The sequence below is a fragment of the Oceanobacillus luteolus genome (assembly GCF_023715655.1).
In the GTDB taxonomy this organism is placed as follows: domain Bacteria; phylum Bacillota; class Bacilli; order Bacillales; family Amphibacillaceae; genus Oceanobacillus; species Oceanobacillus luteolus.
Genome location: NZ_JAMBON010000005.1, coordinates 33,566 through 48,062, shown reverse-complemented (window position 1 = coordinate 48,062; position 14,497 = coordinate 33,566). Strand labels below are relative to the sequence as shown.

Sequence of the window (14,497 nt, the reverse complement as noted above, 5' to 3'; positions counted from 1 at the left end):
TGAAATCGATTACATTTGTTTAGAGATAGTCAAAGGGTGATTTAATGGCAAACATACAAAAGGTTGCAAAAAAAGCCGGGGTATCTGTTGCAACGGTTTCAAGGGTATTAAACAATCCGGATGTTGTAACGTTGAAAACGCGAACCAAAGTGGAACAAGCAATTCATGAATTGAATTATGAGCCAAGTGCACTTGGCAGGAATCTAAGGACTTCTAGAAGCAGACTACTCCTTGTCTTGTTGCCGAGCATTTCTAATCCATTTTATACAGAAATCATTAATGGAATTGAAGATACGGCGATTGAAGAGGGATATAATATTCTCCTTTGTGAAACGGATTCCAACCCTGAAAGGGAAAACATTTATTTTAATATGGTGAAAAACCGATTGGCTGAAGGAATTATTTCAATGGACCCCACGGTGAATAAAAAAACATTGACTGACCTTGCCAAAGATTATCCAATCGTACAATGCAGTGAATATGATGAAGATGGAACGATTTGTTATGTATCCATCGACAATGAACTGGCAGCTTATCATGCGGTCAGGCACCTCATCAAGCTGGGTCATGAAAAAATTGCTCTCATCAATTCGGATGAAAAATTTTTATACGCCCGTGAACGTTACCGTGGATTTCAAAAAGCGATGGAAGAATTTGAGTTGCCGATTCGTCCAGAGTGGATCCTTAATATGGAAAACGTAAAATTTGAAGATGGTCAACAAGCGATGAAAGGATTATTAAAACAAGAAGTACGGCCGACAGCAGTGTTTGCGGTATCTGATGTGTTGGCGATTGGAGCTTTAAAAGAGCTTAATATCAATCAAATACGTGTACCGGAGGATATCGCCCTGGTAGGGTTTGATAAGATCGTTTTCTCCAATATGACCCATCCGACTTTAACTACGATTTCACAGCCTATGTATAAAATGGGGTCCATTTCCGCGAATATGCTTATTAATAAAATTAAGGGAAAAGCAGTGGAAAGTGTCATTTTAGAGCACGAACTCGTTATTCGTGAATCGACATAAAGTTTTTGGGGGTGTAGATATGAACCAAACGACTGAACGTATTGCTTTAGTTACTGGAGTGAGTCATGAAAAAGGAATAGGAAGGGCGATCAGTAAAAAACTGGCAGAAGAAAAATATGATGTTTTCTTCACTTATTGGCAAACAAAGTCAGACTGGCCCAATCAGTTTATTCAAGAAATCAGGGATTCGGGAGTCCGTTGTGCAGGAATGGAAATTGATTTGGCGCATGAAGATGCTCCCTATCAGCTGCTTGATGAAGTTGAACGCACACTGGGGCTTCCTAATGTTATTGTAAATAATGCAGCTTACTCCTTAAATGACGGATATAAGAATCTTGATGTAAAGCTGCTCGATGATCATTATGCCGTCAATATGCGTACCCCTATTTTACTCAGTACCGAATTTGCCAAACGTTTTCAACAGAATAACAAAACTTATGGGCGTATTATTAATATGACTTCCGGCCAAGCATTAGGACCTATGACAGGAGAGTTGGCCTATGTCGCGACAAAAGGAGCAATATCAGCATTTACGCTATCCCTTTCTGCAGAGTTGGCACCGCTTGGGATAACGGTAAATGCAGTGAATCCAGGGCCAACCGATACGGGTTGGATGACGGAGCAGTTGAAACAGGAGTTGCTGCCGAAGTTTTTAATGGGGAGAATTGGCCAACCTGAAGATGCTGCACGGTTGGTTGCGTTCCTTGCGAGTGAAGAAGCGGAATGGATAACAGGACAAGTTATTAATTCGGAAGGTGGATTCTATAGAAAGTAGGCAATGATATAAACATTTCCGTTTTATGTATTTAGAGTCTTTTCATTATTTTAATGAAAACCATTGACAAGTGTCTATTTTATCTTATAATTATGGGTAAACATGTAATCGATTACATTTTACTCTTTTCCAGTATCATGAAAACGCTTTATCAATAGGAGGGGACACATTGAAATTAACGAGGAAGTTTCTAGCATTTTTACTTATCATTGTTCTAGCTGTAGTACTTGTTGCATGTGGCGATGAAGAGGATGGACAAGCTGCCGACGATACGTCAAACAACGATAATCAGACGGAGGCGGAGACTGAAACGGAAAGTGAGTCTGAAAAGGAAGCTGAAGGTGATCAAGAACAAGTCACTTTAGTTTATGCTCGTGGTTTGGATACAACGGGTGCAAGCGAAAAGTTGGTTCAAGCATTTGAAGAAAAACATCCTCACATTAAGATAGAATTCCGTGAGATGCCAGCAGATACTGGGGAATCCCACGATCAATACGTGACGATGTTCAGCTCGCAAAGTTCTGAAATTGATGTGTTCGATGCGGACGTCATTTGGCCGGCTGAATTTGCACAAGCTAACTATATATTAGAATTGGACCGCTTCATTGAAAGAGACGGCATAGATATGGATGCTTATTTCCCAGGAACAGTTGCTGCTGGAAATTATAACGGTAAGCAATGGGCCATGCCGAAGTTCACTGACGCAGGAGTATTTTATTATCGATCAGATATCGTAGACAGTCCTCCGGAAACATGGGATGAATTGATTGAAATGGCAGCGGAATTGCAAGGTGAAGAAGGCACGGAATTTGGTTATATTATGCAAGCAGCTCAATATGAAGGGTTGATCACAGGAGCAATTGAGTACATTGCTTCCTACGGTGGCCAAATTATTGATGAAGATAATAATGTAGTTGTCGATAGTCCAGAAACCGTTAAAGCAATTGAAAAAATGCAGGAAATCGTAAATTCTGATTTTGTACCTGACAATATTCTTAATTTCCAAGAAGTAGAGACTGAGAATGCGTTTATTGAAGGAAAATCGGTCTTTGCACGTAACTGGCCATATATGCAAGCGTCTTCTGAAGATGAGTCAAGATCTAAAGTCGTTGGAAATGTAGAAATTGCAACACTACCAGCGGGCGATGCGGGGGTAGCTTCGTCATTAGGTGGTTGGATGGGCATGATCAACCGCTACACAGAACATCCGGAAGAAGCTTGGGAATTCCTGAAATTTATGACAGGACCAGAGGGGCAAAAAATCACAGCAATCGAGGGTGGTTCAGCTCCAACACTTCAAGAACTGTATGAGGATGAAGAAGTGAAGAATGCACGTCCATTGTTTGCAAATCCTGAGTTTGTTGCCACTCTCGAAAATGCTGTACCAAGACCAGTTTCACCGATTTATCCAGAAGTATCTGATATTATGCAAATTGAAATCTCCAAAGCGTTGACAGGAGATCAAACAGCGGAAGAGGCTGCTAAGAATATGCAGACGAAGATTGAAGAGGCGATGCAGGAGTAAGTCTGTAGTGCATTGAAAAACAAAAGCAAGATGGGCATTACTCTCATCTTGCTTTTCTATTAATCTATTGTTCTCAAGCGAGGGGGTATCCTATGAAAAAGAGAGATCGGCGTTCATTCCAATTAAGTGAAAAACAGCTCGGATATGCTATGGTCCTCCCATCGCTTATTCTGATTTTTGCTGTTGTGTTGTGGCCGGTAGCTCAATCTTTTTACAATAGCTTGTTTGATTATCGGTTGAACGATCCGACGCGATCCCAGCGTATGTTAAGTTCCAATATTGATTTAGAACGCTATGTCGATAATTACTTTTATATTAATAGTCAGTTGAATAATCTAAGCAATGAAACAGACGATGCAGACATCCAACAAAGTATTCGTACGATTCACGAAGGAGTGGAAGAGCATCACTCAGAGTTGATCAGTGACGAAGAAATCAATTCAAAGGTGGAGCAGATTGATGAACTGTTGATGAGTTTTACTCCTGTACGGGATTCAGAATTGAAATATGCCAAAATTGACAATGATTTTGCGGAAGATTATCGACAAGACTTATTGTCCTATTCAGAAGAATTGTCAGCTATTGCTGAATCCAGCGGTAACGAAAAATTCCAGCAAACGGCAGATTTATTACATACAACATCCGGAAACATTCTTGAGTCGAATTTTGTTGGATTTTCCAATTATGTAGACTATTTGAAGGATGCACGGATGTGGGGTTCGTTGTGGAATACTACATTTTTTACGGTTGTGTCCGTATCGCTTGAGTTGGCAATAGGACTAGGAGTTGCTCTACTAATCAACCGAGCTTTTAAGGGTAGGGGGCTTGTTCGTACCTCCATTCTTGTACCTTGGGCGATTCCGACGGCAGTTGCCGCAATGATGTGGGGCTTTCTATATGATGGGCAATCAGGTATTGTCGCACATTATCTAAGTGTCTTAAATATCATCCCTGGTGCTTCTTGGCTGTTATCCACTTCATCTGGTGGTATGTTTTCTATTATTCTAGCAGATGTTTGGAAAACAACACCGTATATGGCGCTTCTGCTATTGGCAGGTTTACAGACGATACCGAATTCATTATATGAAGCGGCAAATGTGGATGGAGCCAATAAGTGGCAACAATTTTGGAAAATTACATTACCGTTGCTGAAGCCTGCTATCTTAGTAGCATTACTGTTTAGAACGTTGGATGCTTTCCGTGTGTTCGACTTGATCTATGTGTTGACAGGTGGAGGTCCAGCAAATGCTACAGAATCCATTTCCGTATACGCATATAAAACGTTGTTTGCGCAACAGAACTTTGGTGAAGGATCCACACTTTCAGTAATTGTCTTCATTTGTGTAGCCATTATCAGTTTTGCGTATGTGAAAATCATCGGTTCTGATCTCTTTGATAGAGGAGCGAAATGAGGAGGGTAGCAGATGAATAAACGAACTGGATTTGGTTTTTATTTCTTTTTGATTATCTTTGTATTTATCGTCATGTTTCCATTTTTCTGGGTGTTTTTGACATCGATAAAGCCAGTGGGGGAGATTTTCTCATCTTATAAATGGTTTACGACGAATCCGACACTGGATTCTTATGAGGCTGCACTAACAAACCGTCCGTTGCTCAGGTATATGTTGAACAGCTTTGTCGTGTCGGGCGTGACGACGGTATTGGCACTGACATTTGCTTCTTTTACTGCATATGCAGTGACAAGACTGCCTATTAAAGGGAAAGGATTGATTCTCGGGCTTGTTCTCGCATCATCCATGTTCCCACAAATTGCAATTATTTCACCAATCTTTAATTTAGTTACGGATCTTGGACTTCGTGATAGTTATCCAGGATTAGTGCTTCCGTATATAACGATTACATTGCCCTTAGCAATATGGATTTTATCTACTTTTTTTAAGAGAATTCCGTTTGAGTTGGACGAATCAGCAAAGTTGGACGGAGCTACACCTTTTCAAACGTTTCGAAAGGTTATTTTTCCGCTGGCGGCACCAGGAGTGTTTACAACGGGAATTCTAGTTTTTATTGCGGCTTGGAATGAATACTTATTCGCGCTGACCATTAATAGTGATGACAGATGGAGGACGATACCAGTCGGTATTTCTATGTATCAAAGCCAGTATTCAATTCCGTGGGGAGACATTACCGCCGCGACAGTCATTGTGACGATTCCAATCGTCATTCTTGTATTGATTTTCCAGCGTCGAATTGTATCTGGATTGACCTCAGGATCTGTAAAAGAGTAACCAATATAATGGAGTGATTACGATGAAAATTACTGTATGGAATGAAAATCGCCATGAAAAAACCAACCCGGTTGTAGCGGAAATTTACCCGGAAGGTATTCATGGTACGATTGCAGCATTTTTAGGGGATGCTGGACACCAAGTGCAAACTGCTACACTGGATGAGCCTGAACATGGTCTTACTGACACTGTTCTACAAGAAACTGATGTTTTAATTTGGTGGGGACATGTGGCACATGACGAAGTGGATGACACCGTTGTTGAAAAAGTGGTACAGCGTGTCCACGACGGGATGGGCTTAATCGTTCTGCATTCCGGTCATTTCTCAAAGGTTTTCAAAAAACTGATGGGTACTTCCTGTGACTTAAAATGGCGGGAAGCTGATGAGAAGGAAAGGGTTTGGGTAGTCGATCCAACACATCCGATTACAGAAGGACTAGGTGAATATATCGAACTTGAAAAAGAAGAAATGTACGGTGAACATTTTGATATTCCAACACCGGATGAACTAATATTTGTCAGCTGGTTTGCAGGCGGAGAAGTTTTCCGCAGCGGAGCAACATTCAAACGGGGTCGAGGTAAGATTTTTTATTTCCGTCCTGGACATGAAACGTATCCAACCTATCATCAGAAAGATATTCAGCAAGTCATTAAAAATGCAGCAAACTGGGCTGCGAATAACAATACGCCAAAACCGGTCCGTGGAAATGCAGAGCCGTTGGAAGATTTATCAAGATAATTACTAAAGAATAATATAGGATTATACACTGAAATGAGGAGTGGATATCTATGACAAAGTTACGGATTGCTGTCATTGGTTGTGGCAGCATTGCAAAACATCGCCATTTAGTGGAACATGCCAACAATCCTAATGTGGATATTGTAGCTGTGTGTGACATTGTTGAGGAACGGGCACAAGCAGCGGCGGAACAATACGGAGCTGTTGCTTATACAGATTATGAAGAACTGCTTGCAACAGAAAATATTGATGCAGTAAGTGTTTGTCTTCCGAACTACCTGCATGCACCAGTTTCCATTGCAGCCCTAAATGCAGGCTGTCATGTATTATGCGAAAAGCCGATGGCAACGTCAAGAGAAGAAGCTGACCAGATGATAGAAGCGGCAAAGAAAAATGGTAAGAAACTGATGATAGCACATAATCAGCGGTTTGTCTCCTCACATCAAAAAGCAAAAGAGCTGATTGAAAATGGAGACGCCGGTAAAATTTACAGTTTCCGAACGACTTTTGGCCATGGTGGTCCGGAAAACTGGAGTGCTGACGGTGCGAACAGTTGGTTCTTCAATAAAGAACAAGCCTTTATTGGGGCGATGGGAGATCTTGGTGTACATAAGGCCGATTTAATCCGCTATGTATTAAATGATGAATTCGTTGAAGTTGCTGCTTTTGTGGAAACAGCGGCGAAAGAAAATACTGATGTGGACGATCAAGCGGTTGTCATCCTAAAATCTGCGCGTGGTGTTATCGGAACGTTGACAGCGAGCTGGGCATTTAATGCGAAAGAAGATAACTCCACAGTGATCTATGGTGAAAAAGCGATTCTAAGATTAGAAGATGATCCGGATTACTCGCTAATTGTAGAGTATACAAACGGAGAGGTTGTTAAGTACAAGTTAAGCGGCATCCAGTCTAATGAGGAAGGCGGTCAGACAACAACACATGTGATTGACCATTTTATCGATTCCATACTAAATGACACGGAGCCGCTGATTAACGGAGAAGAAGGTAAAAAGTCATTGGAAGTAATTCTTGCTGCGCTTGAATCCGCAGAGAAGAAAAGTATTGTTGGATAAACGTTCTGTCCTTAAAGAATAGTGAAAAAGTCAATTTAGTAAAGAAGGGTTTCTTATGACAAAATTGAAAATGGGCATTATCGGAGTTGGGGGAATTGCACAGGGTCGCCATATCCCTGCCTATCAGAAGCTCCAAGAAAAGGTGGAGTTGATTGCGGTTCATGATATCGACGTGGAGCGAGCGAAGGAAGTTTCTCGGCGTTACAATATTCCACAGGTATTCGAGAACTACCAAGATTTATTTGCGGCAGTCGATGCAGTTACGATTTGTACACCAAATAAGTTCCACGCAGAAGCTGCAATTGCTGCATTGGAAGCTGGAGTCCATGTGTTATGTGAAAAGCCGATGGCGGTATCCGTGGAAGAATGCGAGAGAATGATTGCCGCCGCAAGGAAGACGAAAAAGCTATTAGCCATCGCTTATCATTATCGTTTTACAGATGCCGGTAAGATAGCAAAAGAAGCGGTGAAGGCGAATGAAATCGGTGATCCATTGGTCACAAGGGTGCAAGCTCTTCGTAGACGGAAGGTTCCTGGTTGGGGTGTGTTTACGAATAAAGAGCTTCAAGGTGGCGGTAGTCTGATTGACTATGGTTGTCATTTCCTTGATTTAGCTCTGTGGCTGCTCGATAAATCGGAGCCAGTGGAAGTCATGGGATCGACATATAATCGGTTAAGTAAAACCCCTGGACAGATCAATGAATGGGGTTCATTCAATCCAGAGACATTTAATGTGGATGATCATGTTTCAGCTTATATTAAATTTGCTGATGGAGCTTCGATGCTGTTTGAATGCTCATGGGCAGCCAATATTAAGGAAGATACAAATCACTTAAGCATTTCGGGTTCAGCAGGGGGGATAAATGTTTTTCCGTTTGAACTTTACAAGCCGAATTTCGGAACTTTTGTAACAAGTGAAGCGAAGGCTGAACTCAACGAGGAAGCGGCTGGTTATCACCAAGCTGAAAATTTTGTGGATAGTTGTTTAGGAAATGTGGAATTAGTCGTCAAACCGGAGCAGGCTTTAATGGTGACGAAGGTGATTGAAGCGATTTATGAAAGCAGTGAAACGGGGACTAGCGTCAAGCTTAATTGAACCTGAGAATATAAATATTATCACTTGGAGGGATTACATATGAAACTAGGTGTATTCACTGTTCTATTTGCGGATAAGTCATTGGATGACATGCTGGATTATGTAAGAGATGCAGGTTTACAGGCAGTGGAGATTGGGACTGGTGGAAATCCAGGAAACGCACATTGCAATCTCGATGAATTGCTGGAAAGTGAAGACAAGCGCAAAGAATATCTAGAGAAAATCCATTCCCGTGGCCTTACAATTAGTGCGTTCAGTTGTCATGATAATCCTATTTCACCTGATGAAAAGCAAGCACAATCAGCACATGATACTTTTGTGAAGACAGTAAGATTGGCAGAGTTGATGGGAGTACCAGTAGTTAATACGTTTTCAGGCACTCCTGGGTCGAATGAGGATTCAAAATATCCAAACTGGCCAGTCACTCCTTGGCCGACTGAATACAGTGATATCTTAGAGTGGCAATGGGAAGAGAAACTTATTCCGTATTGGAAAGAAGCAGGACAGTTTGCTGAGGACCATGGAGTTAAGGTAGGTATTGAATTACATGCCGGTTTCCTTGTCCATACCCCATATACGATGTTGAAATTGCGTGAAGCAACGAATGACGCTGTTGGTGCGAATTTCGATCCGAGTCACATGTGGTGGCAAGGGATTGACCCTGTTGCTGCAATAAAAATACTTGGTAAAGAAAATGCGATTCATCATTTCCATGCGAAGGACACTTATATCGATCAAGATAATGTGAACATGTACGGACTTACTGATATGCAGCCTTATTCCTCAGTACAGACACGGGCGTGGACGTTCCGTTCGGTTGGTTATGGCCATAGTATTCAGGAATGGACTAATATAGTCAGTGCATTACGGACCTATGGTTATGATTATGTCATCAGTGTAGAACATGAAGATCCGATCATGTCGATTGAGGAAGGATTTGCGCAAGCAGTCAAGAATTTGAAACAGGTGAATATAGTAGAAAAACCTGCAGATATGTGGTGGGCATAGTACAATGGAGCTGGAAGATATGTTATCCTCCAGCTCCATATTTCTATTATTTAATAAGCAATGCCAAATAGGCTGTCAATGCGTGATGGAACTTACGGATATCCAAACCTGTCTTTTCGTGGAACTTTTCAATCCGATATTGCAGGCTATTACGATGCATGTACAACTTCTTCGCTGCAACAGATACATTGAGATCGCTTTTCAGAAATACTTCCATCATGTTCAGGAACTCGGGATCATCTTTAAATTCTTGCGATACTAACTGATTCAAATCTTCTTTTAAAGTAGGTGTCAATTGCTCAATCAGCATAAAAGGGATTGCTTCGACGTAAGCAACGACATTATTTTCCGAGTAAGAAAATACGGTTTCCGCTTGGGAGACGAGGCGTTCAACATGATGCTTCGTGTGACGCAAGCTGGTTTGATAAGGACCTACAAAAAAACGAATGTTGATGTAAAGGTCACTCATTAAAACGTCAATAATTTCGCTTAATGAAATAAGCTCTTCTCCATCATCTTCCTTGAAATCTACAATGATTCCTTCTGTTTTACTCTTCCATAGAATAACGACATCTCGTTCAAATAATTGATTGATTGCATCCTTAAAGGTCGTAGGTTGGATTTGCTTTTTAGGAAATTGAAAATAAATAAAGCGAAATGGCGTCTCAAGATCATGGACTTCGCTTTCTGATTCAATGAGTGTTGACCAGTATTTTTCTTCTTCCGTCATGGGAGGGAATTCATCTTCCAATGGCTGGAGGAACATATGTAAAAGTGCCAATTCCTTGTCGTTTAATTCTATAGGATCGATTCCAATGACATGTCCATTATCTGCCATGAACCATGTAAGTTGTTGATTGAGATTTCTTGGAATTGATTCATAGTATTGCAAAGATGGAAAGTGTTTTTTTAGTTTGTCTTTCATAGTTGCACCTTCCTTTCGGTGATTCACTCTATATCGAGCTATAATTATTTTAAAATTTTTGGTATTTCATTTATTTTAACATACTATAAGGAAAGGATTGATGATTAATCATTAGGTTTTGGAGTGTTCATGATAAAATTAGGGAAATACTTATACCATAAAGAGATGGACTATGTCAGGAGGCGACAAAATGTATCAAAAAAATATAGCACTTGCTTATGTATTATTGGTTTTCCTAGGGACGTTTGGGATTCACCGGTTTTATACAGGCAGAGTGGCAACTGGTATCATGCAATTATTGTTAGGCTTGATCGGTTGGGGAACGACCTGGATATTAATTGGATATGTTCCGTTAGGTTTTCTATTTTTATGGTTGTTTATTGATATCTTTCTTTTACCGGGAATGTGTAGGAATCCAAGGTAAGAAAGGAATACAAAAAAACTCGCACGGTTGTGCGAGTTTTTTGTGGTTTAAAGGATGTTTGACATTCAAGTCATGTATAGTTCATCCATTGAGCGATAAGCAGGAAGACGATGGCGAGACTATACCATATGAGGAGAAGTTTCCAAATGAACTTCACCCATTTCTCCCATGCGATGCCAGCAATTGCTAATGCAGCCATGAAATATCCAGAAGTCGGGTAGAAGATGTTGGCAAATCCATCTCCAAACAAGAAGGCAAGTACAGCCACTTGTCGCGTTACACCAGATAAATCCGCAAGTCCCGACATAATTGGCATGGTGACCATGGCTTGTCCGCTTCCAGATGGAATGAAGAAGTTGATGATTCCTTGCACAACAAACATAATGACTGCTGTAATCTCACTCGGCATCGACGCTACTACGTTCCCGGCAGCATAGATAAGGGTATCCATTATGTTCCCGTCGTTGAGAACAACGGCAATACCACGGGCAATCCCAACGACAAGGGCGCCGAGAATAATATTTTTAAATCCTTCGACGAAAGATTCCGCAATCTGTGTTCCGTTGAGACCTCCAACAATCCCAACAGCAACACCTGTCAGAATGTACAAACCTGCCAATTCACGGAAATACCAGCCATGTACGAGGAGTCCATAAATTAAAACACCAAATGCAATTAGTAAAATGAACGAAGCGGCGATTTGTCGCTTCGTCGCTTTTTGTTCGCCATTATCTTCCACTACATTATTTTGTATCCGTTCGTATTCATCGTATGTAACACTTAACTCAGGATTATCACGGACTTTCTTCGCATAGCGCATGACATAGAAAATTCCAATGGTCAGTATAGTGATCAGCATGATAATACGGTAGTTCATACCGGAGTATAATGGAAGCTGGGATACTTGCTGGGCAACCCCGACGTTTGCGGGTGAAGTGATTCCGAGAGTAAACCCAGCAACCGTAGCTATGAGTACTGTTGCAGCTGCTGTAACTTTATCAAAACCTAGTCGTAAGATGAGAGGTAAAATGGCAGGTAAATAAATTAATGATAATTCGATTTGACTTGTAAATGCAGTTATAAGTGCGAAAGGTATCATTAATATGGGAATAACAATTAAACCCCGATTGGCAAAGGTGTTTGCGAGTTTTCCGACACCGAGGTTGATGATTCCAGTCCTCTCGATAACAGCAAACATCCCACCGATAATAATGATCCCGAAAACAATTTCCGCTGTTTCAATAAGTCCATTTGGTATGGCGAGCATAAAGCCAAATAAATCAACTGGAGTACGGTCGATATACTCGAAAGATTCGGGATCAATTACTTCCATTCCTTCTTCGTTCGTTACACGCTCATATGATCCAGCTGGTACAATGTAAGTAGCTAAGGAGGCTAAAAATATGAGTACAAATAGAAGTACAAAAATATGAGGTACCCAGGATTTTTTCTGAGGTTCAATATGATGTTTTTCCGTCTTTTTCATGAATAATCACCTTTTATTCGTTTATTTCTATTGAATTTACCATTAAAGTCTGAAAAAAACAATAATAATTTTAGCTATTGGGTGTATCTTTTAATTTTTCAGCAAAATTAATGGTATACTATTTCATTATAGAATGGACTCTACTTATTACCGTACTAAAATGATCTTCAAAGGAGGAAACGAAATGAACATAGCAGAAATAAAAAATATGACTGCAGAAATACAAGAGGAAGTTATCGAATGGAGACGTCATTTTCATCAACATCCGGAAGTAGCTTATGAAGAAGTGGAGACTTCACAATTTATATACGATACGCTAAACAATTTTGATGGTTTGGAAGTAACCCGTCCTACTAAAACAAGTGTAATGGCACGTTTAGTTGGAACTGGTGAAGGTAAGACAATCGCATTACGTGCAGATATTGATGCATTACCAGTTCAGGAAGAAAACGTATTGCCATATGCGTCGAAACATCCTGGAAAAATGCATGCTTGTGGGCATGATGGGCATGCTGCAGTGTTGTTAGGTGTTGCCAAAATACTCGCTTCGAAAAAGAATGAAATATGTGGAGAAGTGCGTTTCCTATTTCAACATGCGGAAGAGGTTTTCCCTGGTGGTGCTTTAGAAATGGTTGAAGCAGGTGTGATGGATGGAGTGGACTTGGTTATCGGGAGTCACCTATGGTCCCCATTGGAAACAGGAAAAATTGGTATTGCAGCTGGCCCTGTAATGGCAGCGGCCGATACATTTTATATTACTGTAGAAGGTAACGCTGGTCATGCAGGTTTACCACATCAAGCGGTAGATGCCATAACGATTGCATCACAAGTGGTGACGAATTTGCAGCAGATCGTATCCCGAAATGCAGACCCAATTGAAAGTTTAGTCGTCTCCGTTACAAAGATACACGGTGGGACAGCGATGAATGTCTTGCCTGGTTCAGTAGAAATTGCTGGGACTGTCCGCCTTTTTACTGAAGAAAATAGGGACCTGGCTAAGACAAGAATGGAGCAAATCATCAAAGGGATAACAGAAGCCCATGGAGCCGCCTATTCTTTTGAATATCGAGAAGGGCCTGATCCAGTCGTTAATGATGAAAAACTAGCCGCTATCATAGAGGAGTCGGCACAAAGCTTGTTTGGCCAGGAGGCCGTTGTTCCTATGAAGCCAAATATGGGTGCTGAAGATTTCTCCGGATATCTGACAAAAGCACCGGGTGTTTACTTTTTCACTGGCATCGGAAATAAAGGTAAGGAAACGGATTACCCGCATCATCATTCACGGTTCAATATAGATGAAGATGCGTTAACAAACTCTGTTAATATGTTCGTTTATACGGTGATGAAACTGTTGGGATAAGGTAGATATCGAAGAAAACCTGAACCATGAAGCTGATTTTTCTTGCAGCTTATGGATCAGGTTTTTTGTGCTGTTGAACTAATGTGAAGTATGTCGAATTTTATTGGATAGCTCCACGACAAAATCAGTTTAACTTTACGGAAATATCGCAAGAGAAACCAGGTACCGACAAACTAAAACAATATTCAAAATCTGTAGAATATATAGAAAACTTGTTTACAACGTGGGGTTGCTATGGTACTATGGTGGGTAATACTGGGCTTCAATCAAATGACTCTTACGAAATGGTACAAGCAATAATGCTAGAAAGTATAACGCCACTATTATTGAAAAGCAACAACAACACTTCTTACGTATAACCTTAATTTTAATACTTACATACAAAACATCTTCAAAATGAAATTACAAAAAATGACAGGTAGGAGGCTGATACTATGAACACTATTTTAACCAAAGCTGAAAGTCGCTTACTAAAGAAAACGATTGCTCAAATCTATAATAAGATCAATCAGGAGTTTTATGCGACAGGTGTAGTGAGTCAACGGATTCAAATCTTTGATGATAGAATCATCATTTTTGCCCAACAGAAAAGAGTCGCTGCCTTTCACGTGTTAAATAAAAATTATAAAGAACTAACAATGTATGCAGATGCAGCCCTCATCGCTGAATTTAAAGTTAAATTGAAACAAGAAATCGAAGAAGTGACTGGACATCCTGTAGTAGCCGTCCTAAAAGATTATGATTCCGAAACTAACCATGCATGTAGTGTGATTATCTTTGATAAAGAAAGCTTTACACTGGAGAGCTAGAAG

Annotated in this window: 14 protein-coding genes; 12 read left to right on the top strand and 2 right to left on the bottom strand. The window is 40.6% G+C overall.

Going from position 1 to position 14,497, the window contains the following annotated elements:
* Nucleotides 1-44 precede the first annotated feature (44 nt).
* The 9 genes from M3210_RS05585 (at nucleotide 45) to M3210_RS05545 (ending at nucleotide 9,490) form a co-directional block, all read left to right on the top strand.
* Nucleotides 45-1,028 (top strand): LacI family DNA-binding transcriptional regulator, encoded by a 984-nt coding sequence (locus M3210_RS05585; protein WP_251512300.1) that lies wholly within the window; start codon nucleotides 45-47, stop codon nucleotides 1,026-1,028.
* Between the two features lie 19 nt (nucleotides 1,029-1,047).
* Complete coding sequence (locus M3210_RS05580) at nucleotides 1,048-1,803, top strand: SDR family oxidoreductase (protein ID WP_251512299.1); 756 nt, start codon at nucleotides 1,048-1,050, stop codon at nucleotides 1,801-1,803.
* Nucleotides 1,804-1,972: 169 nt separating this feature from the next.
* Nucleotides 1,973-3,328 carry an ABC transporter substrate-binding protein gene (locus tag M3210_RS05575; RefSeq protein ID WP_251512298.1) on the top strand — a complete coding sequence of 452 codons (1,356 nt, stop codon included), beginning with the start codon at nucleotides 1,973-1,975 and terminating at the stop codon, nucleotides 3,326-3,328.
* 92 nt (nucleotides 3,329-3,420) lie between these two features.
* Nucleotides 3,421-4,740 carry a carbohydrate ABC transporter permease gene (locus M3210_RS05570; protein ID WP_251512297.1) on the top strand — a complete coding sequence of 440 codons (1,320 nt, stop codon included), beginning with the start codon at nucleotides 3,421-3,423 and terminating at the stop codon, nucleotides 4,738-4,740.
* 12 nt (nucleotides 4,741-4,752) lie between these two features.
* Nucleotides 4,753-5,574, top strand: a complete 822-nt coding sequence (locus tag M3210_RS05565) for a carbohydrate ABC transporter permease (RefSeq protein ID WP_251512296.1) — start codon at nucleotides 4,753-4,755, stop codon at nucleotides 5,572-5,574.
* 22 nt (nucleotides 5,575-5,596) lie between these two features.
* Nucleotides 5,597-6,313: a ThuA domain-containing protein gene (locus M3210_RS05560; protein ID WP_251512295.1), complete on the top strand. Its 717-nt coding sequence runs from the start codon at nucleotides 5,597-5,599 to the stop codon at nucleotides 6,311-6,313.
* A 50-nt stretch (nucleotides 6,314-6,363) separates the two neighbouring features.
* On the top strand, nucleotides 6,364-7,386 hold the full coding sequence (locus M3210_RS05555) for a Gfo/Idh/MocA family protein (protein WP_251512294.1): 1,023 nt from the start codon (nucleotides 6,364-6,366) through the stop codon (nucleotides 7,384-7,386).
* Nucleotides 7,387-7,441: 55 nt separating this feature from the next.
* Nucleotides 7,442-8,482, top strand: a complete 1,041-nt coding sequence (locus M3210_RS05550; protein WP_251512293.1) for a Gfo/Idh/MocA family protein — start codon at nucleotides 7,442-7,444, stop codon at nucleotides 8,480-8,482.
* Nucleotides 8,483-8,521: 39 nt separating this feature from the next.
* Complete coding sequence (locus tag M3210_RS05545; protein ID WP_251512292.1) at nucleotides 8,522-9,490, top strand: sugar phosphate isomerase/epimerase family protein; 969 nt, start codon at nucleotides 8,522-8,524, stop codon at nucleotides 9,488-9,490.
* 46 nt (nucleotides 9,491-9,536) lie between these two features.
* Here the strand turns inward: M3210_RS05545 and M3210_RS05540 are convergent, their stop codons facing one another.
* A complete protein-coding gene (locus M3210_RS05540; RefSeq protein ID WP_251512291.1) occupies nucleotides 9,537-10,415 on the bottom strand; it encodes a PucR family transcriptional regulator in 879 nt (292 codons plus the stop codon).
* 190 nt (nucleotides 10,416-10,605) lie between these two features.
* Here M3210_RS05540 and M3210_RS05535 point away from each other — a divergent pair, with 190 nt between their 5' ends.
* Nucleotides 10,606-10,839 (top strand): NINE protein, encoded by a 234-nt coding sequence (locus tag M3210_RS05535; protein WP_251512290.1) that lies wholly within the window; start codon nucleotides 10,606-10,608, stop codon nucleotides 10,837-10,839.
* Between the two features lie 70 nt (nucleotides 10,840-10,909).
* On the opposite strand, the gene M3210_RS05530 is transcribed toward M3210_RS05535, so the two are convergent.
* Nucleotides 10,910-12,325 carry a YfcC family protein gene (locus M3210_RS05530; RefSeq protein ID WP_251512289.1) on the bottom strand — a complete coding sequence of 472 codons (1,416 nt, stop codon included), beginning with the start codon at nucleotides 12,323-12,325 and terminating at the stop codon, nucleotides 10,910-10,912.
* Nucleotides 12,326-12,509: 184 nt separating this feature from the next.
* Between M3210_RS05530 and M3210_RS05525 the strand changes: the two genes are divergently transcribed.
* The gene (locus M3210_RS05525; RefSeq protein ID WP_251512288.1) at nucleotides 12,510-13,685 is read left to right on the top strand and encodes a M20 metallopeptidase family protein; all 1,176 of its coding nucleotides are present in this window, start codon (nucleotides 12,510-12,512) and stop codon (nucleotides 13,683-13,685) included.
* 434 nt (nucleotides 13,686-14,119) lie between these two features.
* Nucleotides 14,120-14,494, top strand: coding sequence for a Na-translocating system protein MpsC family protein (locus M3210_RS05520; RefSeq protein WP_251512287.1), 375 nt, complete (start codon nucleotides 14,120-14,122; stop codon nucleotides 14,492-14,494).
* Nucleotides 14,495-14,497: the final 3 nt, after the last annotated feature.

What these genes read in the sequence shown, in the direction of transcription:
- M3210_RS05540 (WP_251512291.1), bottom strand. Translation starts at nt 10,415, where the DNA reads ATGAAAGACAAACTAAAAAAACACTTTCCATCTTTGCAATACTATGAA.
- M3210_RS05580 (WP_251512299.1), top strand. Translation starts at nt 1,048, where the DNA reads ATGAACCAAACGACTGAACGTATTGCTTTAGTTACTGGAGTGAGTCAT.
- M3210_RS05550 (WP_251512293.1), top strand. Translation starts at nt 7,442, where the DNA reads ATGACAAAATTGAAAATGGGCATTATCGGAGTTGGGGGAATTGCACAG.
- M3210_RS05560 (WP_251512295.1), top strand. Translation starts at nt 5,597, where the DNA reads ATGAAAATTACTGTATGGAATGAAAATCGCCATGAAAAAACCAACCCG.
- M3210_RS05545 (WP_251512292.1), top strand. Translation starts at nt 8,522, where the DNA reads ATGAAACTAGGTGTATTCACTGTTCTATTTGCGGATAAGTCATTGGAT.
- M3210_RS05585 (WP_251512300.1), top strand. Translation starts at nt 45, where the DNA reads ATGGCAAACATACAAAAGGTTGCAAAAAAAGCCGGGGTATCTGTTGCA.
- M3210_RS05525 (WP_251512288.1), top strand. Translation starts at nt 12,510, where the DNA reads ATGAACATAGCAGAAATAAAAAATATGACTGCAGAAATACAAGAGGAA.
- M3210_RS05570 (WP_251512297.1), top strand. Translation starts at nt 3,421, where the DNA reads ATGAAAAAGAGAGATCGGCGTTCATTCCAATTAAGTGAAAAACAGCTC.
- M3210_RS05555 (WP_251512294.1), top strand. Translation starts at nt 6,364, where the DNA reads ATGACAAAGTTACGGATTGCTGTCATTGGTTGTGGCAGCATTGCAAAA.
- M3210_RS05565 (WP_251512296.1), top strand. Translation starts at nt 4,753, where the DNA reads ATGAATAAACGAACTGGATTTGGTTTTTATTTCTTTTTGATTATCTTT.
- M3210_RS05535 (WP_251512290.1), top strand. Translation starts at nt 10,606, where the DNA reads ATGTATCAAAAAAATATAGCACTTGCTTATGTATTATTGGTTTTCCTA.
- M3210_RS05530 (WP_251512289.1), bottom strand. Translation starts at nt 12,325, where the DNA reads ATGAAAAAGACGGAAAAACATCATATTGAACCTCAGAAAAAATCCTGG.
- M3210_RS05520 (WP_251512287.1), top strand. Translation starts at nt 14,120, where the DNA reads ATGAACACTATTTTAACCAAAGCTGAAAGTCGCTTACTAAAGAAAACG.